The following is a 23362-nucleotide window of genomic DNA, read 5'->3' as shown; positions in this document are numbered from 1 at the left end:
TTATTAGGCATGAGGCAAAGTCTCCTTTCATTTTAGGTTCTGGATAAACCTAGGGGGTACTTTGCCTTATTTTTTTCCTAAAAATGTTTACACATACTTTTATACACCATCGATAAAATCTGAGTTACGGTCGATATAGTTAAAAAATTGACTCGATTAATTTTTTACAGGCTGATTTTTAATGAAGAAGTCCATGACATAAAACACTTCGTCATCAGGTATTTGTATTTCAAATGTATTTTCAATCGGTTGTAATGCTTTTTTTACCTTCATATACATCCAGTATTCATCTTGTCTTCGTTTCTCCTTATCTGGATGAGGAAGGAGGCTTTCTCCTTTTTGAAGACGGTCAACCATACAGCTCATATGCAGAATCACACCCATTAAGCTGTCAGGAGTTATCTGTAAGGAAATTAATTCTTGAATTGTATTTAATGCGTAACGAATTGTTTTAATAAGTAATGCTCCGTCGTTCCGCTGCATTTGTTGTTCCAGAATATCAGCCATTTTTGCATATGTTTCTTCATACGTAATTAATTCTTGAATTGGCTGAATTGCAGTGTAGTTTACAATGTCTTGGAAGTGATACGTTAAGCAGGGCACCTGCACATCGAAATTCGTGACGATACAAATGATATTCCGCTCTTTTTTGATATTCTCAATCATTTTCGTTAAATCTTTTTCATGGACGATACTAATCGGAATAATTTCAATTAAGTCTTTGTCAAATCGCAAATAGTTCTCTAACATTTTTTGAATAGCTAAAGCACTGCCTTCCCCAGTTAAACAAGCTGTTAAAATAACAGACTTCATTGGTGATAGTGGCTTTTTCTTTTCTTCTTGTACGTTTAAGTAAAACGGTGTTAAGTTCTTCACTGTTTCATATAATGCATCTAACGAGTAGCCAAGCTGAGCTTTTCGAGCTGCTTCTAGTGCATGTGGAGTGCTTGTCATGGAAAGAACACGCACTGGAATTTTGAACTCAGTTTCTAATATATCACCAATATAAGCGAGAGATCCCATATCAACGAGTAAGAGAAGTCCATTTACATTTTGAAGTGTCTTCATATACACTTTTACACGCTCTAAGAAATCTTTCGGCGATTCATGTAACGGCATATCGATACCGGTTACTTCCTCAATGCCGAGCAGTTCGTTTGCAACGTTTGCCATTTCTGTTGCGATGCCGTTGCCGTGCGCTAATATTAATACTTTTACTTCTGTTTGTGAGGCAGGAATTGGATCAACAACGAAGAACATTGTTAAAAAGCCTGCTTCATCAATAGGCATTGTTATTTGTAATTCGTCCTCGAGTAGTTGAATGCATTGCATAGCTACGGAAAAAGCGTCTTTATATTTCGTACGAATTTGATTTAATTGTGGGTGATGAATTTGTTTCCCAGCTTGCAATCGTTGTAGAGTTGTCTGTACATGTAAGCTTAAAGCGAGAAATACTTTTTCATCAAACGTCTTAGATAAATGCTTTTCAGCAAGTTCTGCAATTCTTTCGCAAACGGAAACGATATTACGATCCACAATTTTAAAAACATTTTCATGGCTTGTTTTTTTTGATATTTGGTTAAAATATTGTACGAAAAAGCTTTGAATATCATTTTCTATTAGTAATTCTAATTCTTCCTCTTCAATACCACGAGCTTGAAGTTCCTCATACTTATAATCAATATAATCGTAAATGGAAGACTGTTTTTCATTCTCTATTTTATGATTACTCCAACCTTCATTACCTGTAAATATAAATGTTTCATTCGGTATTTGGTATAGATGACGGCTCTTTCTTTCAATGAATAGCCCTTCTTTCATATACCAAGGTAAATCTGTACTTGAAACGTGGACAGAATCACGTTTCTTTGTCACGAAGTCAGAATAGGCTTTTGCACAGGCAATTTGTACATCCGTTTTTAATTGACCGATGTTATTGGGACAATTGTAAAAGACGAAAGAACGCATTGCATTCGGACTAACGTGAATTTCTTTTCGCAGGCGGATTGCTTCATTTGTGAAAAATAGTTGTAGTAAAGCAAAGCGTTCTTTATGTGTACGCTCACGAAGTGGTGGTAGCGTAACAGTCATCGGGATACGTCTTGTAAATGTTTTTAATAAAAATGAATTTGGTTCTTCTGTTGTTGCAGTAATGATTAATACTTGTGCTTTACGCTCGTTTTCTGTTTCTCCAAGGCGGCGGTATACTCCGCGGTCAATAAAGGTGAAAAGCATTTCTTGTCCCTCTGGAGGAAGACGATGTACTTCATCCAAGAAAAGGATTCCTTCATGTGCTTTTTCAATTAACCCTTTTTGATCACTTGCTCCTGTATAAGCTCCTTTTTTAATCCCAAATAACTGCCCGAGTAGTAGCTGTGGATTATTTGCGTAATCAGCACAGTTAAAGACGATAAATGGTGCATTTTTAGGAAGTTGTTCAACTTCAATTGCATATTCGTGCATTAAAGAAGCGAACATAGATTTTCCGACTCCTGTTTCTCCGAGCAGTAAAGTATGCATACCGTTTGGAGGATAGAGAATAGAAGCTTTCGCTTTTTCAATTGCGATTTTAAGGCTCGTATTTTCAATTGCAAATGTATCTAATGAAGTCGCTTCTTTTGAATGCGTTTCCAACGAAGTGTTCGTTTCTATATAAAAACGAACAGGACGCGTATTTGTTTTTAATAAATGTTTATCTTTTACAAGTTTGTTTAAGTCGCTACTTACATTGGCGCGATCTAGTTGCAACAGGGTAGCGAGTTCTAATGCGGTTACACCTTCTGTATAATTGCCTTTTTGTATTGCGTTAAAAATGAGATCTATTCGTTTCATTTCTATTCACCTCGAACCTTCATCACTATTTAAAATTTTACACAAAAATGGGAAGGGTGGGAAGAGAAAAATAAAACAGCTTTAGCATATAGGCACTAAAGCTGTTACAATCTTGTGTCTTTCCAAAAGTTCACTTCAAGGTGGGAAGATGGATTATAGGGAAGAAGTTTGTATCCTTGTGACTGTAAGTAATCAATTACTTGTGGCAGTATTTGTACAGTTACACTCGAATCATGCATTAAAATTACTTCGACTTGTTCATCACTTTGATTACGTACTCTTTCTAGTATGGCAGAAGGATTATCATAGCTTTTCCAGTCGTATGTATCGATTGTCCAATCCCACATTTTATACTGAGCTGATACAAGTGCATCACGGTAATTCTTTTTTAAGTAAGGCATGCTACCATACGGGACACGAACGAGATGTGTATTTAATTTTGTAACTTGCTGAACGATGATTTGTGTTTGTTCCATTTCTGTAATTAAAGCAGATGGATCACCAGTATAAAGGCGTTTTACATCGTGTGACATACTGTGAAGTCCGATATAATGTCCGTCTTTAATTAATCGTTGCATTGTTTTTTTGTAATGTGGTACTTTTCCACCAATAACAAAGAAAGTTGCTTTTCCGTTCTTTTCTTTTAAGATGTTTAAAATTTGCATAGTATATTTGTTTGGTCCGTCATCAAATGTTAAGTACGCGATTTTTTGGGTAGAAGAGGTAGTTTTATTATTTGGATGATGTTCAGCAGGGGGAATTGTAGCTGCTCCTGCATGAGATGACGCGTACATCGTAATCGTTAAAAATAAAATAATGTATTGAAATACTCGCTTGATCATAACATTCACCCTCAGTTTGACAATCAAGATGTAAAAAAGAAAATATAATCCTTTTCTTATTATGTATATCTTTCTCCAATAGTGGGACTCTCAAACAATCTATATTTTGGAAATGTAAAATAATGAATAAAAAATAGCATCCTCTTATAAGAAAGAGGATGCTATTTGAATATTTCATAATTGTAAAGGCTATACTACAATTAGTCTTCGCGTTTTTTCACTTTTTTATAAAAGGAAATAAGTGGTTTGTAACGTTCGTGTACAAGCCCGATTACTTCAGCAATAATCTCTGTAAAGAAGATTAAAACGAAAAGAAGAATAATGGATAACCATAATGTTGCACTAGAGAAAATAATTGCATTTACACTAAAGAAAATACCGAATGCGTATATAATTAGTACCGTTTTACGATGAGAGAAGCCCATTGCAAGTAAACGGTGATGTAAATGCGATTTATCTGGTGCTGAAATAGGTTTTTTATTTACGATACGACGAATAATTGCAAATGTCGTATCAAATACAGGTACGCCTAAAATGATAACTGGAACGATAAAGCTGAATAACGTTACACTTTTGTATAACCCAAGTAACGATATAACAGAAATACAGTATCCTAAAAATAGTGCGCCTGTATCTCCCATGAAGATTTTTGCTGGATGGAAGTTGTAGAATAAAAATCCGATTGTACTTGCTAATGTAATTAATGCTAGTGGTAAGATAATAGCAGCTCCAGTACCCCATGGGCTAGTGAAGGCCATATATGCAAGCGTTGCAAGTACGATAGATGAAATACCAGCAGATAATCCATCTAAGCCATCAATTAAGTTGATTGCATTTGTAATACCTACAATCCAAAATACAGTAATTGGATAAGCGAGCCATCCAAGTTCAGTATCCCCGAGGATTGGGATGTATAATACTTGCACTAATAATCCACTTTTAACAATCATAATGGCAACTAGTAGTTGTCCACCGAATTTTACCTTCGCAGATAACTCGTACATATCATCTAAAATACCGATGATTACAATGATAATCGCACCTAGCGTTATCGATAACATTCTTTGTTCGTATAAGCCTCCGACAACAAATCCTACAGCTACACCAATAAATATTGCTAACCCGCCAAGACGAGGCATAATCTTTTGGTGTACTTTACGAGCGTTTGGCTTATCTGTTGCTCCTATTTTAAAAGCTAACTTAATAACTAAAGGAGTAACGACGAGTACAGTGATGAAAGATGCCAAAATGGCATAAATCACTTGTGAGTCCATTAATACCCCACCCTTTTATAGTCTAACGTAATTTTTTTTAATATATTTATCTGAAAATTATGATGTTTATTTACAGGCTCATAACATATGGTATCACAAAAAGATTAGAATTCAATCTTTTTTTCTATTTACGGTAAATGGAAGCAGATAGAATATATGACAATTGTATACAGAATGTTGAATCATTTGAGAAGGTTAATCGTATTGAACTTTGGAATATGACATTTTCTCTTTTTCTTTAATAGTGAATGCTTTTATTTCGGTATTATAAGTGTACACGTAGAAATGAGTAAGTTCCGTGTTAAAATGTGGGAATTGATCCGCATGAACGGGAAGTAAGGTTTCCACCTCAAAATTCAGTTGGAGAAAAGAGGTTAGGTGGGAACCTTAATTCCTGTAAAATCTCGATTGGTTTCGCTAATAATTAGCGGAGAATAGATACTCTTTCACTGAATAAAATTTCACTTTATCCCGCTTTAATGGGCAGTAAGACCCCCACCTCAAAATGCAGTGAAAGCAAAGAAGTTAGGTGGGGGATCAACTGCCCATAAAAGTCCGATTGGTGAGGGCTGATTAAAGTTTCACTTTATATTGGTGCATTTAATTTTACAAAAACTTAAAAAAGAATGGGAAAAGTAATTCATATAATAAAGAAGTAAAAGAGTTTTCTCATTTTTAATGTGAGAGGGGGAAGCACAGGGGGAATTCTATGTATTCGTATATTTTCTATTGTATATTCCTGTGCGAAAAGGAAATGAAAATTACGATAATAGGTACCGGATATGTTGGATTGATTACAGGAGTAGGGTTAGCGATGTTAGGCCACTCGGTCACATGTTTTGATATAAATGATGAGAAAATTGAACGGATAAAGCAAGGGGATTTGCCTATTTATGAAGCTGGTTTATATGAATTAATAAATGATGCATGTGAGAATAATCATTTAACTTTTACAACAAGTAGAGTAAAAGCATTTAACGATGCAGAATTTATATTTATTGCAGTTGGAACGCCATCTTTATTAGATGGGACAGCGGATTTAACATATATTCGAAGTGCTTGTGACGATATTGGAACATATGCGAATAACGACGTCATTGTTGTTACAAAAAGTACGGTTCCTGTAGGGACGAATGATGTTATGAGGGGATGGATTGAGGAGAAATTACAAAATAGATATGAATTACATATCGTATCGAATCCAGAATTTTTACGGGAAGGTTCAGGTATTTACGATTTTTTTCAGGGAGATCGTATTGTAATTGGAGCAGGTAATGAGGAAGCAGCACGAAAAGTTGAGAATTTATATAGTGAATTACGCTTAAAAACGTATGTTACAGATATAAAGAGTGCAGAGATGATTAAATATGCATCAAATGCTTTTTTAGCGACAAAAATTAGTTTTATCAATGAAATTTCAAATATTTGTGAGAAGGTAGAAGCAAATGTATTGGATGTTGCAAAAGGGATGGGAATGGATAAGAGAATTGGTGCGTCATTTTTAAATGCGGGCATTGGTTATGGGGGATCGTGTTTTCCGAAAGATACGAAAGCCCTTGTGCAAATTGCAGGGAATGTGGCCCATGATTTTCGCTTGTTAAAAGCAGTCATTGAAGTGAATAATAAACAACAGTTGTTATTGATTGAGAAAGCGAAGAAAGTATTAAATATGAACAAGAAGCGGATTGCGGTGCTGGGGGCGGCATTTAAACCGAATACGGATGATATAAGAGACGCACCGTCTCTTATTATGATACAAGAATTAATTCATATAGGTGCGGATGTAGTTCTATATGACCCGAAGGCGATTTCAAATATGAAAAATATCTTTGGAGAGACTATACAATATAGCGAATGTATAGATGAATCGATTAGAGGAGCGAGTGCGGCTTTTATCATGACAGAATGGGAGGCTATCCGAGCTTATCCGTTAGAAAAGTACGCACAACTTATGAGAGAGCCTATTTTATTCGATGGAAGAAATTGTTATACTATTGAGGGTGTCAAGAAGCAAGAGATAGATTATTATTCGGTTGGAAGAGAAAGTATTTGTAAGAGAGACTTTTCCGTTATTCGTTAAAAAGGCATGTATTCATGTATATTCTTATATGTCATAATAGAATTTGTAACTAGTGAAAGAAAAGAGGCAATGAAATGACTGAACGTTTAAAAGTAATGACAATTTTCGGGACACGTCCAGAAGCAATTAAAATGGCACCTCTTGTATTAGAGTTGCAAAAGCATTCAGAGAAAATTGAATCGATTGTGACTGTAACGGCGCAACATCGTCAAATGTTAGATCAAGTATTAAGTATCTTTGGAATTACGCCAGATTTCGATTTGAATATTATGAAGGATCGCCAAACTTTAATTGATATTACAACGCGTGGTTTAGAAGGTTTGGATAAAGTAATGAAAGAAGCAAAGCCGGATATTGTACTTGTACATGGTGATACAACTACAACATTTATTGCAAGTTTAGCTGCTTTCTATAATCAAATTCCAGTAGGTCATGTTGAAGCAGGACTTCGTACATGGGATAAATATTCTCCGTACCCAGAAGAGATGAATCGCCAATTAACAGGCGTAATGGCAGATCTTCACTTCTCACCTACAGCAAAATCAGCAACGAACTTACAGAAAGAAAATAAAGACGAGTCACGCATTTTCATAACAGGAAATACAGCGATTGACGCCCTAAAAACGACTGTAAAAGAAACATATAGTCACCCTGTACTAGAGAAACTTGGAAATGATCGTCTTGTACTTATGACAGCTCACCGTCGTGAAAACTTAGGAGAGCCAATGCGTAACATGTTCCGTGCAATTAAACGTCTTGTTGATAAGCACGAAGACGTACAAGTTGTGTATCCTGTTCATATGAACCCTGTTGTTCGTGAAACTGCAAATGATATTTTAGGCGATCATGGCCGCATTCATTTAATTGAGCCGCTAGATGTAATTGATTTCCACAATGTTGCAGCTCGTTCATACTTAATGTTAACTGATTCTGGTGGTGTACAAGAAGAAGCGCCTTCACTCGGTGTACCGGTTCTTGTTCTTCGTGATACAACAGAGCGCCCAGAAGGTATTGAAGCGGGTACATTAAAATTAGCAGGAACAGATGAAGAGACAATCTTTAGCCTTGCTGATGAATTGTTATCAGATAAAGAAGCTCATGATAAGATGTCAAAAGCATCTAATCCTTACGGTGATGGCCGTGCATCAGAGCGTATTGTAGAAGCAATTTTACAACACTTTAATAAGTAAATAAAAAAGAGCCAAATCATTTGCGATTTGGCTCTTTTTGTTATTGCTGATTTCTCATAATCCACTCTGCATGAGCATTTGTGGAAGGAGGGGGCTCAGTTGGTGTTTGGTTCTGATTTTGGTTCTGATTCTGATTCGTTTCTTTCTTCGCTTTTTCGTTAGAATTAGCATTTGAAGAAGGATTTGATTCGGTTTTTGTCGTTGAATTGTCTTGAGTGTTTGCTGTTTCGCCTAATTCTTTTTTAATTTCGTTACGTACTGCCTCAACACCGTTTGGATCCGGAAGGAAGTAATAAATACCACCTATTTTTTTGTCTTCTCCTTCAAGTTTGAACGTTTGTATTGAAGAAGGATCAAATCCAGATAGTTTATTGTAAAGAGCCAGTCCGTCTGAAATAGGAATGTCAGTTTTTATATATTTTCCAACGACTGTCGTTAAATCTTTAATTTTAAATACGGTAGAGGTGGAATTTAGTTTTTGAGCAACAGCAGCTAGTAATTGTCTTTGCCTAGCAGCTCGACCATAATCACCGTTTGGATCTTGCTTTCGCATACGAACGTAAGCGAGTGCTTCTTCACCATTTAATTCTTGTTGCCCTTGCTTAAATTCGATTTTTTTGTAGTAATCTACGTCAGAACGCTCCCAGAAATCGAAGGGAACATCTACGGTAACGCCGCCAACAGCATCAACAATACCTTTAAAGCCTTGGAAGTCAATTTTAAGATAATGGTCTACAGGCACTTTTAGAAAACCTTCGACCGTTTTGATTGCCATTTCTTCTCCGCCATAAGCGTGCGCAGCGTTAATTTTGTCTTCTTTATTCTTTCCGACAATTGGGACGCGACTATCACGAGGGATACTCATAAGCGAAATCTTCTGCGTTTTCGGATTGACTGTTGCAAACATTAATGAATCTGTACGACCATTTTGCCCGTCTGTCGCATAATCTTCTATACCCATAATGAGGATTGTAAAAGGTTCTTTTGTAATTTCTACATCTTCAGTTCTCAAATCTGATTTTTCACGAGTAAACCCACTATACATCCCCATGAGAGAAGAGTAGGAATTTAATATATAAAGTCCTACACCACCAAATAAAAATACGAAAATAAGGAAGTAGAAAAACTTTCTTCTTCGTTTCTTTTTTATTCTGCTATTTTGGAGATGATAATAACGTTCTTCCATATATAATCTCCTTAGTTCATTTGTAGGGAAGTAATTCACTACATTAATCTTTAAAGGTGATAATATAGTTATTCTTAGATAACATCTTGTTCTAAGTACAACATATCTCCTTCTGTAATTGTACATTTCCCATTTGTTAATTCAATCATCCAATCAGTGAATGCTTGTTTTCCATCTTCTTCTACATACGTATTAAATGTGACATTTTCGAGATAATGTATATCTTTAATGGCATATTTTGAATTACGTAATTCATTTTCAATTTTGCCAAGCAATGTGTAATCAATTTCGGTCTGCATAACACGCATGAGTTTTCGCTCGACAACACCGACATGATTAATGCCTTCACTTGTACATTTTCCATATGCGCGAATTAATCCACCTGCGCCAAGTTTGATGCCACCAAAATAGCGCGTAACGACAACGACGGTATCTTTTAAACCGCGTTTTTTTAGTACCTCTAACATAGGTACGCCAGCTGTACCGCTAGGTTCTCCATCATCATTTGCTTTTTGGATTTGATCTTGTTCGCCAATTAAATATGCAGAACAATTATGCGTGGCATTCCAATTTTGTTTTTTTATTTTTTGTATAAATTCTTGAGCTTCTTCTTCGGTTGTAGCTCGGCTAATGTAACAGATAAATCTTGATTTTTGAATGACAATTTCGTGCTCGCCGTAGTCTTTGATTGTTAAATATTGTAATAACACTCGTATACGCCCCTATCTATCAAAATGACTAGTACTTTACATTTTAAAAGCGAGCGTTTTTATATTCAAACATTTTTTATAAATAAGATGAATTTTTTGGTGAGTATTTCACCTTTTTGTTGTAATTTGTCGAGATGGTGAGTATAATTCCAAACCGGCATTTTCATGTATGGATGCACCATTTTTAGTTTTCGTGTAAACTTAGGGAATAAAAACTTTTTTATAAGGCAGGTACGCAAATGAAAACAGCTATTGTTACTGATAGTACAGCATATATACCGAAGCATATTCGTGATGAACTCAATATATATATGATTCCATTAAACGTTGTGTTTGGAACGGAATCTTATCAAGAAGAAGCAGAAATTTCAGTAGATGATTTCTATGTAAAAGTACGTGAGCAGGAAGAACTTCCGAAAACTTCTCAGCCAGCAATCGGAAAGTTTGTGGAGTTATTTGAAGAACTATCTAAGGATTATGATGCGGTTATTAGCATTCATCTTTCAAGTGGGATTAGTGGTACATATCAAACGGCAACGACAGCTGGACAAATGGTAGAGGGTATTGATGTATATACGTACGACTCTGAAATTAGTTGTGAAGTACAAGGATTCTATGTGCGTGAAGGTGCAAGGCTAGCAAGCGAAGGAAAGGATCCGAAAGAGATTATCGCCCGATTTGATGAAATGAAACAAACGATGGACGCTTATTTTGTAGTGGATGATTTACATCATTTACAACGAGGCGGACGATTAAATAGTGCACAAGCCTTCATTGGTAGTTTGTTACAAGTGAAGCCGGTTTTATATTTTAGAGATAAAATCATTATTCCGTTTGAAAAGATTCGTACGCGTAAAAAAGCGTTAAAACGAATTGTTGAAATTTTTGATGAGCAAGCAAGTAAAGGTGTACCTATGGAAGCAGTTATCATTCATGCACAGCGTGAAGAGGAAGCGAATGAATGGAAGGCTGAATTAGAAGCAAAATATCCTCATGTCACAATCCGCACAGGTTATTTTGGTGCTGTAATTGGTACGCATTTAGGTGAAGGTGCATTAGGTCTGGGATGGTATACGAAGTAATAAAAATATAAAAAGCTCTCTTTTTGAAGAGGGTTTTTTTACGGATATTTTACGCGAAGTTGACAAGTTAATATTTGGAAATGGTAAAATGTACGTAAAATAAAATAACGAGGAAAGTTTTATAACTTACTTTTTACAAGAGACTATATTATAATGGAAGAGAGGTGAAACATATGGAGCATAATTCTTGTTTATGTCCAAAGTTTGAGTCAGCTTTTACTTTGCTTAGTAAAAAATGGACTGGCTTGATTATTAAATCTTTGCTTGAAGAGTCAAAACGTTTTAGGGAAATCGCAGATATTATACCGAATATGAGCGATCGTATGTTGTCAGAGCGTTTGAAGGAATTGGAAAGCGAAGGCATTGTAGTTCGTAATGTTTATCCAGAAGTACCAGTTCGAATCGAGTACGGCTTAACTGACAAAGGAAAAGCATTAGAAAGTGTTATGGATGAAGTCCAAAATTGGGCTGAAAAATGGATGAAATAACGCTTGGATTGCATTCGTATTAGTATATTTAATAAAACGTAAGGGAAACCTTACGTTTTTTTCTTTGCTTATAAAAAACGTTTTAAATTCTACACATACATACAAAAATATGCATATTTTGCGATAGAGTTACATATAATATTACATTTGTTTTACAAAAGCGTAACATTAGCAAAAAAAATCCCGAATTATGGTATAAATTTTATAGGTTATATACGGAAAAAGAAAAAAGAAAGCGGTGTAAAAAATAAAATGAAAAAGCTAAAAATAGCATCTTGCGCATTAGTTGCAGGGTTAATGTTTTCAGGACTAACACCAAATGTATTTGCAGAAGATAAAATTTCTGACGTGAAATCACAAATTAATACACAAAATGACACTTTACATAAACAACAACAAGAACGTGATGAATTACAAAAGCAAATGAATGACTTAAACAAAACAATTCAAGGTTTGGATAAGTCTGTTCAAGAGAATGCTTCAAAACTTGATGAAACAACGAAAAAAGTAGCAGATACTGAGCAATTAATCGAAAATAAAAATAAAGATATTGCAGAACTACAAACGAAAATTGCAAAACGTGAAGAGTTATTAAGAAAACGTTTAGTTGCACTTCAAGAACAACCAAACACAAACGTTGTAACAGAAGTTCTTGTAAACTCTAAAAACATTGCAGATTTAGTTGATCGTTTAAATTCAGTTTCTAAAATTCTTGCGTCTGACGAAGACATCATGAAAACACAACAAGAAGATCAAGCGAACGTGAAAAAAGATGTTGAAACGGTAAAAACAAAACAAAAAGAATTAAAAGAAGCACAAGCTCAAATTGAAACTGCTAAAAAAGAACTTGACGCTGAAAAAGCGAAAAAAGCAACAGCAGTAAACGATTTAAGCGGTAAAATGGATACAGTTGTAACTTCAATGACAAGTACGGAAGATCAATTGAAGGAGCTTGAACAACAGGCATTAAAATTACAACAAATTGCTGAAAAAGAAGCGCAAGAAAAAGCTGCACAAGAGGCTGCTGCTCAAAAGCAGGCAGAGCAAGCAGCTCAAGCAGCAGCTCAACCAGCGCAGGCTCCAGCTCAACCAGCACAAACACAGGCTCAACCAGCAGCGCCAGCAAACAATGCTGTACAAGCTCCAAAAGAAGAGCCTAAAAAAGAAGAAGCGAAAAAACCAGCTCCAACACCAACACCAGCACCAACAAATGATGTTGTTGAAAAAGCTAAAGGCTTAGTAGGTCTAAAATACGTATGGGGTAGTGCGTCAATTTCAAATGGTGGATTTGACTGCAGTGGTTTAATCTCTTATGTTTACGGTTTAGGTCGTCAAGATACTAGAGGTTTATGGAACTCTGTACAAAAGATTAGCCCATCTGAAGCGAAACCAGGAGATCTTATCTTCTTACAAGGTACTTACAGAGCAGGCGTATCTCACGTTGGTATTTATATTGGTGGCGGTCAAATGATCCATGCTGCTGATGAATCAACGGGTGTTACTTACGGTAGTGTAAATAGTTCTTATAATCAAAAACATTTCTTAGGTTACGGTAGATTATAGGATTATAATTGAATAAAAAACGTGTATAAAGTCGATAGCTTACTATTTTATAAGTAGGTTATCGGCTTTTTTGAGTTTTTACGAGATTAGGAGAAAGGTTTATAGTAGGGCTGGAGGTGGTTGCTGATGTTAGCAGGGAAACAGTTACTATTAGAGGAACTCTCTTTAGATTTACGGAGAGAATTAAGTGATTTGAAAAAGAAGGGAGAGGTCGTATGTGTACAAGGTGTAACAAAGAAGTCTTCTAAATATATATGTCAGCGCTGCGGAAATATAGAGCAGCGACTATTTGCATCATTTTCATGTAAAAAGTGCAGTAAAGTGTGTACGTATTGCCGGAAGTGTATAACGATGGGGAGGGTAAGTGAATGTGCTGTACTTGTTCGTGGGATCTCTGAAAGAAAAGGAGGAAAAGGTTTAAATTCGTTACAGTGGAACGGGACTTTGTCTACTGGTCAGGAGTTGGCGGCGCAAGGTGTTATAGAAGCTATTAAGCAGAAAGAATCTTTTTTTATTTGGGCTGTATGCGGGGCTGGAAAAACGGAGATGTTATTTTACGGTATTGCAGAGGCACTTCAAAAAGGAGAAAGAGTTTGTATCGCAACGCCAAGAACAGACGTTGTACTGGAATTAGCGCCGAGATTACAAGAAGTGTTTCCTAATATAAATGTAGCTGCTTTATACGGAGGGAGTGTAGATCGTGAAAAAGATGCAGCGTTAGTCGTTGCAACGACGCATCAATTGTTACGTTATTATAGAGCGTTTCATGTCATGATTGTAGATGAGATTGATGCCTTCCCGTATCATGCAGATCAAATGTTACAGTATGCGGTACAACAAGCGATGAAAGAGAAAGCGGCGCGTATTTATTTAACGGCAACTCCTGATGAAAAGTGGAAGCGTAATTTCAGAAGGGGCAAACAAAAGGGTATCATTGTCTCAGGACGATACCATCGTCATCCGTTACCAGTTCCTCTATTTAGCTGGTGTGGAAATTGGAAGAAAAGCCTTCATCATAAAAAAATTCCTCGAGTGTTACTACAATGGTTAAAAATGTACGTAAACAAAAAACATCCTATTTTTTTATTTGTTCCTCATGTGCGATATATAGAAGAAATAAGTCTGTTATTGAAAGGTTTGGATAATAGAATCGATGGTGTACATGCAGAAGATTCGATGAGAAAAGAAAAAGTAGCAGCGTTCAGAAAGGGAGAAATTCCGTTATTAGTTACAACGACGATTTTAGAAAGGGGAGTAACTGTGAAGAACTTACAAGTGGCGGTGCTAGGGGCAGAAGAAGAAATTTTTTCAGAGAGTGCGCTCGTACAAATTGCAGGCCGAGCGGGTCGTAGTTTTGAAGAGCCATATGGAGAGGTTATGTATTTTCATTACGGTAAGACAGAGTCGATGGTACGCGCGAAAAAGCACATTCAAAGTATGAACAAAAATGCGAAGGAACAAGGGTTGATCGATTAATGCATTGTTTGCTTTGTGATGAGTATATGTTGGAAACAGTTAGTTGGTACACATTCTTTGTAAAGTCTCACAAAAAATATATATGTGACAGATGTGAGCGGAAACTTTCCTATATTATAGGAGAGATTTGCATGGAGTGTGGGCGATCTTTAGAGGACTTGCCTTCCGAATATAAAGAAAATGATATTTGTGTGGATTGCGTAAGGTGGATAAATGAGGAGAAGTATCGTCCTTTTAAAAATCGTTCTTTGCACGTGTACGACGATGAGATGAAAGAAATAGTGGCGCAGTTTAAGTTTCGGGGGGATGCGGAGTTAGTTCATATTTTTCATCGATCCTTTCGGGAGCTATTTCAAAAGCATTTTACGAGTGTTTCAAGTGTGATTGCTGTTCCGCTTAGTAGGGAACGGGAATATGAACGTGGTTTTAATCAGGCAGAGTTATTAGCAACTTGTTTACCTGTCAAAAGTTCGTATCCATCATTAAGAAGAAGGGAAACAGAAAAGCAAAGTAAGAAGACACGTAAAGAAAGGCTTTCGGGAAGTAATCCTTTTTATTTTCAGGGAGAAGAGATGTTTCATGGTCAACACATTTTACTCATTGATGATGTATATACGACAGGAATTACAGTTAGACAAATTGGAAGTCTTTTATACGATAGAGGGGCAAGGGAAGTTTCTAGTTTGACGCTTTGTAGAAGTTAATCTGTAACTGTCGAAAGGGATAATAAAAAGACGATAAGTCTTCTTTGACTTCGTAAGTTGTCATTCGTTATAGTCAAATTATGGGGCGAATGCCCTGATTTTTAGAGTGAAGGGAATGGAATGAAGATGCAAGGAAGAGTGAAATGGTTCAATGCAGAAAAGGGATTTGGGTTTATTGAGCGTGAAGACGGTGATGATGTGTTTGTTCATTTTTCTGCTATTCAACAAGATGGATATAAGTCATTAGAAGAAGGACAACAAGTTGAGTTTGATATTGTAGATGGAGCACGTGGACCACAAGCAGCTAATGTTGTAAAACTGTAGGGATATTGTTTTTGGGAAGAGAAAGCTGCGTTTGTGGCAACGTTATATATATGGTGGAACCCCTTGTTTTTGCAAGGGGTTTTTGTTATGAATCAAGTTGTCAAAAAGTTGTTTCTTTTCTGTAACGAATTGTCCACAGTTATATTCGTTATTCACGATGTTAATAGGATAAAATAAAGATAGAAACGATGCATCTTTTCATTTCAACAAAAAACGATAAAAAAATCGCAATTCCACTAATTTTTTTAAAAAGTTAGAAGGAGTTTTTAAGCCAGTGTCGAAATTATAGTACATAGGCTTGAAAGGAGGAATTCATCTATGAAATTCAACATTCGTGGTGAAAATATTGAAGTAACTCCAGCATTAAAGGAATATGTAGAGAAAAAACTAAGTAAGTTAGAGCGTTATTTTGATACATTCCCAGAGGTTAAAGTTAATTTAAAAGTATACTCTGACAAGCAACGTGTCGAGGTAACAATTCCATTTACTGATTTATTACTTCGTGCAGAAGAAACTAATAGCGATATGTACGCTGCTATCGATTTAGTAGTTGATAAACTTGAGCGACAAATTCGTAAACATAAAACAAAGGTAAATCGTAAGTTACGTGAGAAAGGTTCTGTGAAAACGAACTTTATCCTTCCAGAAGCAGTAGCTGTTCTGGATGAGGTAGAAGAGGATGAACTAGAACTTGTACGTACAAAACGATTCGATTTAAAACCGATGGACGTTGAAGAAGCAATCCTACAAATGGATATGCTAGGACATAATTTCTTCGTCTTCACAAATGCTGATACAAATGAAACTAATGTTGTATATGGCCGTAAAGATGGGAAATACGGTTTAATCGAAACTAAATAATAATTCAAAAGCGCAGCCGAAATGGCTGCGCTTTTTTTTTGCTGAAAATAGATTTTTTTAAAAAGTTTTCTTAATTTAGAACGAGACATTCGGCCGATTGTTGTCATAGTTATAAGACAAGTGTTACAATTATCATTAGGTATATACATTTTAGTTTTTTTAATTAGGAGAAAAATTGGCATAACATACATTTGATTTTTATAACGACTGATTGTAATAGAAAAAGAAAAAACAATCGGAAGTTTTATTTTAATAAAAAAGAGGAGCGTATTTCCTATGATCGGTATTTTAAAAAAGGTATTTGATGTAAATCAACGCCAAATTAAACGTATGCAGAAGACAGTTGAGCAAATTGATGCATTAGAATCATCTATTAAGCCACTAACAGATGAACAATTAAAAGGAAAGACGCTTGAATTTAAAGAACGTCTAACAAAAGGTGAGACAGTAGATGATCTACTTCCTGAAGCTTTTGCAGTTGTTCGCGAATCTGCGACTCGTGTTCTTGGAATGCGTCCGTATGGCGTGCAGTTAATGGGTGGTATTGCCTTACATGAAGGGAATATCTCTGAGATGAAAACGGGTGAAGGTAAAACGTTAACATCTACATTACCTGTATATTTAAACGCTTTAACAGGAAAAGGTGTTCACGTTGTTACAGTCAATGAATACTTAGCACAACGTGATGCGAGCGAAATGGGACAACTTCATGAGTTCCTTGGCTTAACAGTAGGAATTAACTTAAACAGTATGTCACGCGAAGAGAAACAAGAGGCTTATGCTGCTGATATTACGTATAGCACAAATAATGAGCTTGGATTCGATTACTTACGTGACAACATGGTTTTATATAGAGAACAGTGCGTTCAGCGTCCACTTCATTTTGCTATTATCGATGAAGTAGATTCTATTTTAGTCGATGAAGCACGTACGCCGCTTATTATTTCGGGACAAGCTCAAAAATCAACAGAGCTATACATGTTTGCAAATGCATTCGTTCGTACATTAGAAAATGAAAAAGAGTATTCATTTGATGTGAAAACGAAAAATGTAATGTTAACAGAAGATGGTATTACGAAAGCAGAGAAAGCTTTCCATATTGAAAACTTATTCGATTTAAAACATGTAGCACTTCTTCACCATATTAATCAGGCACTTCGTGCGCACGTTGTTATGCACCTTGATACAGATTATGTTGTACAAGAAGGCGAAATCGTAATTGTAGACCAATTCACTGGTCGTCTTATGAAAGGTCGTCGCTATAGCGAAGGTTTGCACCAAGCTATTGAAGCAAAAGAAGGCGTAGAAATTCAAAATGAAAGTATGACACTCGCAACAATTACGTTCCAGAACTATTTCCGTATGTATGAAAAGTTATCTGGTATGACTGGTACAGCGAAAACGGAAGAAGAAGAATTCCGTAGTATTTACAATATGAATGTTATCGTAATTCCAACGAACAAAGAGATTATTCGTGATGACCGTGCTGATTTAATCTTCAAATCAATGGAAGGCAAATTCAATGCAGTTGTTGAGGATATTGTAAATCGTCATAAACAAGGGCAACCTATTCTTGTCGGTACAGTTGCAATTGAAACGTCAGAGCTTATTTCAAAAATGTTAACACGTAAAGGTGTACGCCATAACATTTTAAATGCGAAAAACCATGCGCGAGAAGCTGATATCATTGCAGAAGCTGGTATTAAGGGCGCTGTAACGATTGCGACGAATATGGCTGGTCGTGGTACGGATATTAAGCTTGGAGACGATATTAAAAACGTTGGTCTAGCGGTTATCGGTACAGAGCGTCACGAAAGCCGTCGTATTGATAATCAGTTACGTGGTCGTGCTGGTCGTCAAGGGGACCCTGGTGTAACGCAGTTCTACTTGTCTATGGAAGATGAACTAATGCGCCGCTTCGGTTCTGACAATATGAAAGCAATGATGGATCGCCTTGGTATGGATGATTCACAGCCAATCGAAAGTAAAATGGTTTCTCGTGCAGTAGAATCTGCGCAAAAACGTGTAGAAGGAAATAACTATGATGCACGTAAGCAGTTACTACAATACGATGATGTACTTCGTCAGCAACGTGAAGTTATTTACAAACAGCGTCAAGAAGTAATGGATTCTGAAAACTTACGCAGTATTATTGAAGGTATGATGAAATCTACAGTAGAACGTGCTGTTGCGCTTCATACACAAGAGGAAATTGAAGAAGATTGGAACATTAAAGGTCTTGTTGACTACTTAAATACAAACCTTCTGCAAGAAGGCGATATAAAAGAAGAAGAGTTACGTCGTCTTGCTCCAGAGGAAATGAGCGAGCCAATTATCGCGAAATTAATAGAGCGTTACAACGACAAAGAAAAGCTTCTGCCAGAAGAGCAAATGCGTGAGTTCGAAAAAGTTGTTGTATTCCGTGTAGTAGATACGAAATGGACAGAGCATATTGATGCGATGGATCACCTTCGTGAAGGTATTCATTTACGTGCCTACGGTCAAATTGATCCACTTCGTGAGTATCAAATGGAAGGATTCGCAATGTTCGAATCGATGATTGCTTCTATTGAAGAGGAAATTTCTCGTTACATTATGAAAGCTGAAATTGAACAAAACTTAGAGCGTCAAGAAGTTGTTCAAGGTGAAGCTGTTCATCCATCTAGTGATGGCGAAGAGGCGAAGAAAAAACCAGTTGTAAAAGGTGACCAAGTAGGCCGCAACGATTTATGTAAATGTGGAAGCGGTAAAAAATATAAAAACTGCTGTGGCGTTGTAAGCTAATAAAAAATGCGGCTGCTGAATTCAGCTTGTTTTGCAAATTATAATAAAAAAGGATTAAACTCTCTCCCTAGTAAGTGGAGAGAGTTTCCCTTGTTTTCATACGAAAGTAATAGCAATTACATAGAGGTGAAGGAAATGGAATTAGTAGAAATTAGACAAGAATTAGAGAAAATGGCTAAGAGATTAGCGGCTTTTAGGGGGTCTCTTTGACCTTCCTACTAAGGAGAAACAAATTGCAGAATTAGAAGAGACAATGATGGGTGCAGGATTTTGGGATGACCAACAAGGCGCACAAGCTGTAATTAACGAAGCAAATGCACTGAAAGATATGGTTGGAAAGTTCCGTCAGTTAGATGAGACATTCGAAAATTTAGAAATAACGCATGAGCTTTTAAAAGAAGAGTATGACGAAGATTTACATGAGGAGCTTGAATCAGAAGTAAAAGGCTTAATTCAAGAAATGAATGAGTATGAGCTACAGTTACTACTAAGCGATCCTTATGATAAAAATAACGCTATTTTAGAATTACACCCAGGTGCAGGTGGAACAGAGTCACAAGACTGGGGCTCTATGTTATTACGTATGTACACACGTTGGGCTGAAAAACGTGGGTTTAAAGTAGAAACGGTTGACTACTTACCAGGTGATGAAGCTGGTATTAAGAGTGTTACTTTATTAATTAAAGGTCATAACGCTTACGGTTATTTAAAGGCAGAGAAAGGTGTACATCGTCTTGTACGTATTTCGCCATTCGATTCTTCAGGCCGTCGTCATACATCGTTCGTATCTTGTGAAGTTGTACCTGAGTTCAATGATGAAGTTGAAATCGAAATACGTTCAGAAGACTTAAAAGTTGATACGTACCGTGCAAGTGGTGCAGGTGGGCAGCATATTAATACGACAGACTCAGCAGTTCGTATTACACATACACCAACAAACACAGTTGTAACATGTCAGTCAGAGCGTTCGCAAATTAAAAACCGTGAGCACGCGATGAAGATGTTAAAAGCGAAATTATACCAAAAGAAATTAGAAGAGCAACAGGCGGAGTTAGATGAAATTCGTGGTGAACAAAAAGAAATCGGATGGGGTAGCCAAATTCGTTCTTACGTATTCCACCCGTATTCTCTTGTGAAAGACCACCGTACAAATACAGAGGTTGGTAACGTACAAGCAGTTATGGATGGAGAAATTGATCCATTTATTGATGCTTACTTACGTTCTCGTATCTAATAAGCGAAAAAAAGCCAACAAAGTTGTCGGCGTATGCTGAGGACAATCGAGGATATAAAGAATTTGATTTTATTTCTATAAATGAAGTAAAGAGGAAGAGAAGTTGGAAACGACAACTTCTCTTTTTGATGGGATTATATGTAGCATACAATGTTGTATATTGTATTGTAAAAAGTAGAGAATAGTAAAACAGAGCGGCAATAGAGTAAGACTTTATACAGAATTTTTCTGATTTCCTGTTCAAAAAGAATTCTTTATAGAAATTTTTACGTTGTTCACAGAATTGAAACAACTTATGAAAGCTTTATATTATCAGGGTTCTTACTGTATTTTTGAAGAATATGAAATATACCTTAGTTTTTCTATATAAAGATAATGCTTATAATGAAAATGAGTGTGTTAGGAATGAAAAGAATATCAACAATGGGGAGCGATAGAAGTGAAAAAGAAATTGTTGGCTATTGCGCTAGGAACATCAGTCGTTTTTGCTTTAGGAGCATGTGGAAATAAAGAAGAGAGTAAGCCTTCAAAACAATCTGCAAGCACAGATAGCGCAGAGCAAATTTATCAAAAAAGTTGTATAGGCTGTCACGCGAAAGATTTATCAGGAGCAACTGGACCGGATTTACGAAAAGTGGGACAGAAGTATGATGCAGCAGAGATTGAAAAGATTATTGAAAAAGGTCGCGGTTCTATGTCACCAGGAATTATTCAAGGTGAGGATGCGAAAAAAGTAGCTGAGTGGTTAGCTGACCATAAATAAAAAGGGTGAAATGGACGAGTTGATTATAGAGTCTTATCCAAAAAGGATTTTTGGTAAGAACTATGACAACTCTTTTCCTTTTTTTGTGTGTAACATAACTGTAACAAAATTGTATCTGAACTGGAAACCGTTTGATGTTACAATGAGGTTTGTAGAATTTTGCTGAAATATATTACATAGTAGTATTACTTATAAAAAATGTAAGTAGACTACCTTCAACAAGAGTGGTTAAGCGAGAATAAAAGGTTATCTTTTATTTTCAGATGTACAGAAAAGTATTTCGAAAAAAATCATTAAGTATTGGGTGATAAATAATGATAAAAATGACGAATGTTTATAAGGAGTACCCGAATGGTATGAAAGCCATTGCTGGTCTCACAGTTAACATTAAACAAGGTGAGTTTGTATACGTAGTTGGACCGAGTGGAGCCGGGAAATCTACATTTATTAAAATGATGTATCGTGAAGAAAAGCCATCTACAGGATCGATTAATGTAAATGGACTTGTTATTGAAACATTAGCAGAAAGAGATGTTCCATATTTCCGTCGTCAATTAGGCGTAATTTTCCAAGATTTTAAATTGCTACCTAAATTAACGGTATATGAGAATGTTGCGTTTGCTTTAGAAGTAATTGAAGAAGAAAAAGAAGCCATTCGTGAGCGTGTAACAGAAGTTTTAGGTCTTGTAGGTCTTGAGGATCGTGCAGACGCACTACCAAGTGAACTTTCGGGCGGGGAGCAGCAACGTGTTGCGATTGCGAGAGCAATTGTTAATAGACCGAAGGTTGTAATTGCCGATGAGCCAACAGGTAACTTAGATATTGAAACAGCTCTTGATATTATGAAGATTTTCACACGCATTAATGAACGTGGTACAACGATCGTTATGGCGACACATAACGCAGATATCGTAAATACAATCCGTCATCGTGTAATCGCGATTGAAGGCGGAAAAATTGTTCGAGATGAGATTGAGGGAGGATACGGATATGAAGGCTAAGACCCTTAGTCGACATTTGCGAGAAGGTGTAAAGAATCTATCCCGTAACGGATGGATGACGTTTGCTTCTGTTAGTGCAGTAACAGTTACATTATTACTTGTAGGTGTCTTTTTAACAGCGATTATGAATATGAACCATTTTGCGACGAAAGTAGAGCAAGATGTAGAGATTCGTGTACACATTGATCCAGCAGCAAAAGAAGCTGATCAAAAGAAATTAGAAGATGATATGAGTAAGGTTGCAAAAGTAGACTCTATTAAATATTCATCTAAAGAAGAAGAGCTAAAACGCTTAATTAAAAGCTTAGGTGATAGCGGAAAAACGTTTGAGTTATTTGAACAAGATAACCCACTTAAAAACGTATTTATTGTAAAAGCAAAAGAACCAACAGATACAGCGACAATCGCGAAAAAGATTGAGAAAATGCAGTTTGTAAGCAATGTTCAATATGGTAAAGGGCAAGTTGAAAAATTATTTGATACTGTAAAAACAGGACGTAATATCGGGATTGCGTTAATTGCAGGTCTTTTATTCACAGCGATGTTCTTAATCTCTAATACAATTAAAATTACAATTTATGCTCGTAGTACAGAAATCGAAATTATGAAACTTGTAGGTGCAACAAACTGGTTTATTCGTTGGCCGTTCTTATTAGAGGGATTATTCCTAGGAGTATTAGGATCAATTATTCCAATTGGCCTAATTCTAGTTACGTATAATTCACTACAAAGTGTGTTTAACGAAAAACTTGGCGGAACAATTTTCGAACTTCTACCATACAGTCCTTTCGTATTCCAATTAGCTGGTTTACTAGTGTTAATCGGGGCTTTAATCGGTATGTGGGGAAGTGTAATGTCAATTCGTCGCTTCTTAAAAGTATAAAAAGTTGCAAACATAATTCGTACAAGCTTATCATATAGTAGAAATAGGTAAAGGCATCACACACTGTGTGATGCCTTTTGCTACA

The 23362-nt window shown here is 36.2% G+C and carries 19 protein-coding genes; 14 read left to right on the top strand and 5 right to left on the bottom strand.

From position 1 onward, the window contains the following. Positions 1-156 precede the first annotated feature (156 nt). From ACTFOB_RS13340 to ACTFOB_RS13330, 3 genes are all read right to left on the bottom strand, one after another. Positions 157-2832, bottom strand: coding sequence for a sigma 54-interacting transcriptional regulator (locus ACTFOB_RS13340; protein WP_440026385.1), 2676 nt, complete (start codon positions 2830-2832; stop codon positions 157-159). A 104-nt stretch (positions 2833-2936) separates the two neighbouring features. Next, entirely contained in the window at positions 2937-3674 is a 738-nt protein-coding gene (locus ACTFOB_RS13335; protein ID WP_440026383.1) for a polysaccharide deacetylase family protein, read from the bottom strand. A 200-nt stretch (positions 3675-3874) separates the two neighbouring features. Then, entirely contained in the window at positions 3875-4948 is a 1074-nt protein-coding gene (locus ACTFOB_RS13330) for a glycosyltransferase family 4 protein (RefSeq protein ID WP_016718934.1), read from the bottom strand. Between the two features lie 709 nt (positions 4949-5657). Here ACTFOB_RS13330 and ACTFOB_RS13325 point away from each other — a divergent pair. Continuing rightward, positions 5658-7028, top strand: coding sequence for a UDP-glucose dehydrogenase family protein (locus ACTFOB_RS13325; RefSeq protein WP_440026381.1), 1371 nt, complete (start codon positions 5658-5660; stop codon positions 7026-7028). A 74-nt stretch (positions 7029-7102) separates the two neighbouring features. Beyond that, entirely contained in the window at positions 7103-8218 is a 1116-nt protein-coding gene (wecB, locus tag ACTFOB_RS13320) for a non-hydrolyzing UDP-N-acetylglucosamine 2-epimerase (protein ID WP_440026379.1), read from the top strand. Positions 8219-8258: 40 nt separating this feature from the next. On the opposite strand, the gene ACTFOB_RS13315 is transcribed toward wecB, so the two are convergent. Together ACTFOB_RS13315 and ACTFOB_RS13310 are read right to left on the bottom strand one after the other, a co-directional pair. Beyond that, entirely contained in the window at positions 8259-9404 is a 1146-nt protein-coding gene (locus ACTFOB_RS13315) for an LCP family protein (RefSeq protein WP_440026378.1), read from the bottom strand. A 74-nt stretch (positions 9405-9478) separates the two neighbouring features. Beyond that, positions 9479-10114: a YigZ family protein gene (locus ACTFOB_RS13310; protein WP_151632105.1), complete on the bottom strand. Its 636-nt coding sequence runs from the start codon at positions 10112-10114 to the stop codon at positions 9479-9481. A gap of 239 nt (positions 10115-10353) precedes the next feature. Between ACTFOB_RS13310 and ACTFOB_RS13305 the strand changes: the two genes are divergently transcribed. From ACTFOB_RS13305 to ftsX, 12 genes are all read left to right on the top strand, one after another. Continuing rightward, the gene (locus ACTFOB_RS13305; protein WP_098904013.1) at positions 10354-11196 is read left to right on the top strand and encodes a DegV family protein; all 843 of its coding nucleotides are present in this window, start codon (positions 10354-10356) and stop codon (positions 11194-11196) included. A gap of 173 nt (positions 11197-11369) precedes the next feature. Further along, on the top strand, positions 11370-11684 hold the full coding sequence (locus ACTFOB_RS13300; protein ID WP_000400857.1) for a winged helix-turn-helix transcriptional regulator: 315 nt from the start codon (positions 11370-11372) through the stop codon (positions 11682-11684). 147 nt (positions 11685-11831) lie between these two features. Next, positions 11832-13247 (top strand): C40 family peptidase, encoded by a 1416-nt coding sequence (locus ACTFOB_RS13295; protein WP_440026376.1) that lies wholly within the window; start codon positions 11832-11834, stop codon positions 13245-13247. A gap of 126 nt (positions 13248-13373) precedes the next feature. Beyond that, the gene (gene comFA / locus ACTFOB_RS13290; RefSeq protein ID WP_440026374.1) at positions 13374-14723 is read left to right on the top strand and encodes an ATP-dependent helicase ComFA; all 1350 of its coding nucleotides are present in this window, start codon (positions 13374-13376) and stop codon (positions 14721-14723) included. Then, positions 14723-15427, top strand: a complete 705-nt coding sequence (locus tag ACTFOB_RS13285) for a ComF family protein (protein ID WP_440026372.1) — start codon at positions 14723-14725, stop codon at positions 15425-15427. Before comFA ends, ACTFOB_RS13285 begins: the two co-directional genes overlap by 1 nt. 126 nt (positions 15428-15553) lie before the next feature. Next, positions 15554-15751 (top strand): cold shock protein CspC, encoded by a 198-nt coding sequence (gene cspC, locus ACTFOB_RS13280; RefSeq protein ID WP_001990088.1) that lies wholly within the window; start codon positions 15554-15556, stop codon positions 15749-15751. A 318-nt stretch (positions 15752-16069) separates the two neighbouring features. Then, on the top strand, positions 16070-16612 hold the full coding sequence (gene hpf / locus ACTFOB_RS13275) for a ribosome hibernation-promoting factor, HPF/YfiA family (protein ID WP_071710070.1): 543 nt from the start codon (positions 16070-16072) through the stop codon (positions 16610-16612). Positions 16613-16888: 276 nt separating this feature from the next. Further along, positions 16889-19396, top strand: coding sequence for a preprotein translocase subunit SecA (gene secA, locus ACTFOB_RS13270; protein ID WP_440026370.1), 2508 nt, complete (start codon positions 16889-16891; stop codon positions 19394-19396). A gap of 135 nt (positions 19397-19531) precedes the next feature. After that, positions 19532-20630 (top strand): peptide chain release factor 2 gene (prfB, locus tag ACTFOB_RS13265; RefSeq protein ID WP_440026368.1). Its coding sequence is split into 2 segments (ribosomal slippage): positions 19532-19603 and positions 19605-20630, totalling 1098 coding nucleotides; the frame shifts between segments, so codons are not numbered across the junction. 439 nt (positions 20631-21069) lie between these two features. Further along, complete coding sequence (gene cccB / locus ACTFOB_RS13260; RefSeq protein ID WP_087959294.1) at positions 21070-21393, top strand: cytochrome c551; 324 nt, start codon at positions 21070-21072, stop codon at positions 21391-21393. A gap of 314 nt (positions 21394-21707) precedes the next feature. After that, positions 21708-22394: a cell division ATP-binding protein FtsE gene (gene ftsE / locus ACTFOB_RS13255; protein ID WP_071724655.1), complete on the top strand. Its 687-nt coding sequence runs from the start codon at positions 21708-21710 to the stop codon at positions 22392-22394. Further along, complete coding sequence (ftsX, locus tag ACTFOB_RS13250) at positions 22384-23277, top strand: permease-like cell division protein FtsX (protein ID WP_000645023.1); 894 nt, start codon at positions 22384-22386, stop codon at positions 23275-23277. The genes ftsE and ftsX overlap by 11 nt, the downstream gene beginning before the upstream one ends. The last annotated feature ends 85 nt before the right edge of the window (positions 23278-23362 follow it).

This window comes from Bacillus cereus group sp. MYBK79-1 (assembly GCF_051915365.1).
Taxonomy (GTDB): Bacteria; Bacillota; Bacilli; order Bacillales; family Bacillaceae_G; genus Bacillus_A.
Note: the sequence above shows the minus strand (reverse complement) of the source record. Positions and strands in the feature narration are given on the sequence as shown.

Excerpts from the sequence above, each read along its gene's own strand:
- ACTFOB_RS13340 (WP_440026385.1), bottom strand. The coding sequence starts at position 2,832 with ATGAAACGAATAGATCTCATTTTTAACGCAATACAAAAAGGCAATTAT.
- ACTFOB_RS13335 (WP_440026383.1), bottom strand. The coding sequence starts at position 3,674 with ATGATCAAGCGAGTATTTCAATACATTATTTTATTTTTAACGATTACG.
- ACTFOB_RS13330 (WP_016718934.1), bottom strand. The coding sequence starts at position 4,948 with ATGGACTCACAAGTGATTTATGCCATTTTGGCATCTTTCATCACTGTA.
- ACTFOB_RS13325 (WP_440026381.1), top strand. The coding sequence starts at position 5,658 with ATGTATTCGTATATTTTCTATTGTATATTCCTGTGCGAAAAGGAAATG.
- wecB (WP_440026379.1), top strand. The coding sequence starts at position 7,103 with ATGACTGAACGTTTAAAAGTAATGACAATTTTCGGGACACGTCCAGAA.
- ACTFOB_RS13315 (WP_440026378.1), bottom strand. The coding sequence starts at position 9,404 with ATGGAAGAACGTTATTATCATCTCCAAAATAGCAGAATAAAAAAGAAA.
- ACTFOB_RS13305 (WP_098904013.1), top strand. The coding sequence starts at position 10,354 with ATGAAAACAGCTATTGTTACTGATAGTACAGCATATATACCGAAGCAT.
- ACTFOB_RS13300 (WP_000400857.1), top strand. The coding sequence starts at position 11,370 with ATGGAGCATAATTCTTGTTTATGTCCAAAGTTTGAGTCAGCTTTTACT.
- comFA (WP_440026374.1), top strand. The coding sequence starts at position 13,374 with ATGTTAGCAGGGAAACAGTTACTATTAGAGGAACTCTCTTTAGATTTA.
- ACTFOB_RS13285 (WP_440026372.1), top strand. The coding sequence starts at position 14,723 with ATGCATTGTTTGCTTTGTGATGAGTATATGTTGGAAACAGTTAGTTGG.
- cspC (WP_001990088.1), top strand. The coding sequence starts at position 15,554 with ATGCAAGGAAGAGTGAAATGGTTCAATGCAGAAAAGGGATTTGGGTTT.
- hpf (WP_071710070.1), top strand. The coding sequence starts at position 16,070 with ATGAAATTCAACATTCGTGGTGAAAATATTGAAGTAACTCCAGCATTA.
- secA (WP_440026370.1), top strand. The coding sequence starts at position 16,889 with ATGATCGGTATTTTAAAAAAGGTATTTGATGTAAATCAACGCCAAATT.
- ftsE (WP_071724655.1), top strand. The coding sequence starts at position 21,708 with ATGATAAAAATGACGAATGTTTATAAGGAGTACCCGAATGGTATGAAA.
- ftsX (WP_000645023.1), top strand. The coding sequence starts at position 22,384 with ATGAAGGCTAAGACCCTTAGTCGACATTTGCGAGAAGGTGTAAAGAAT.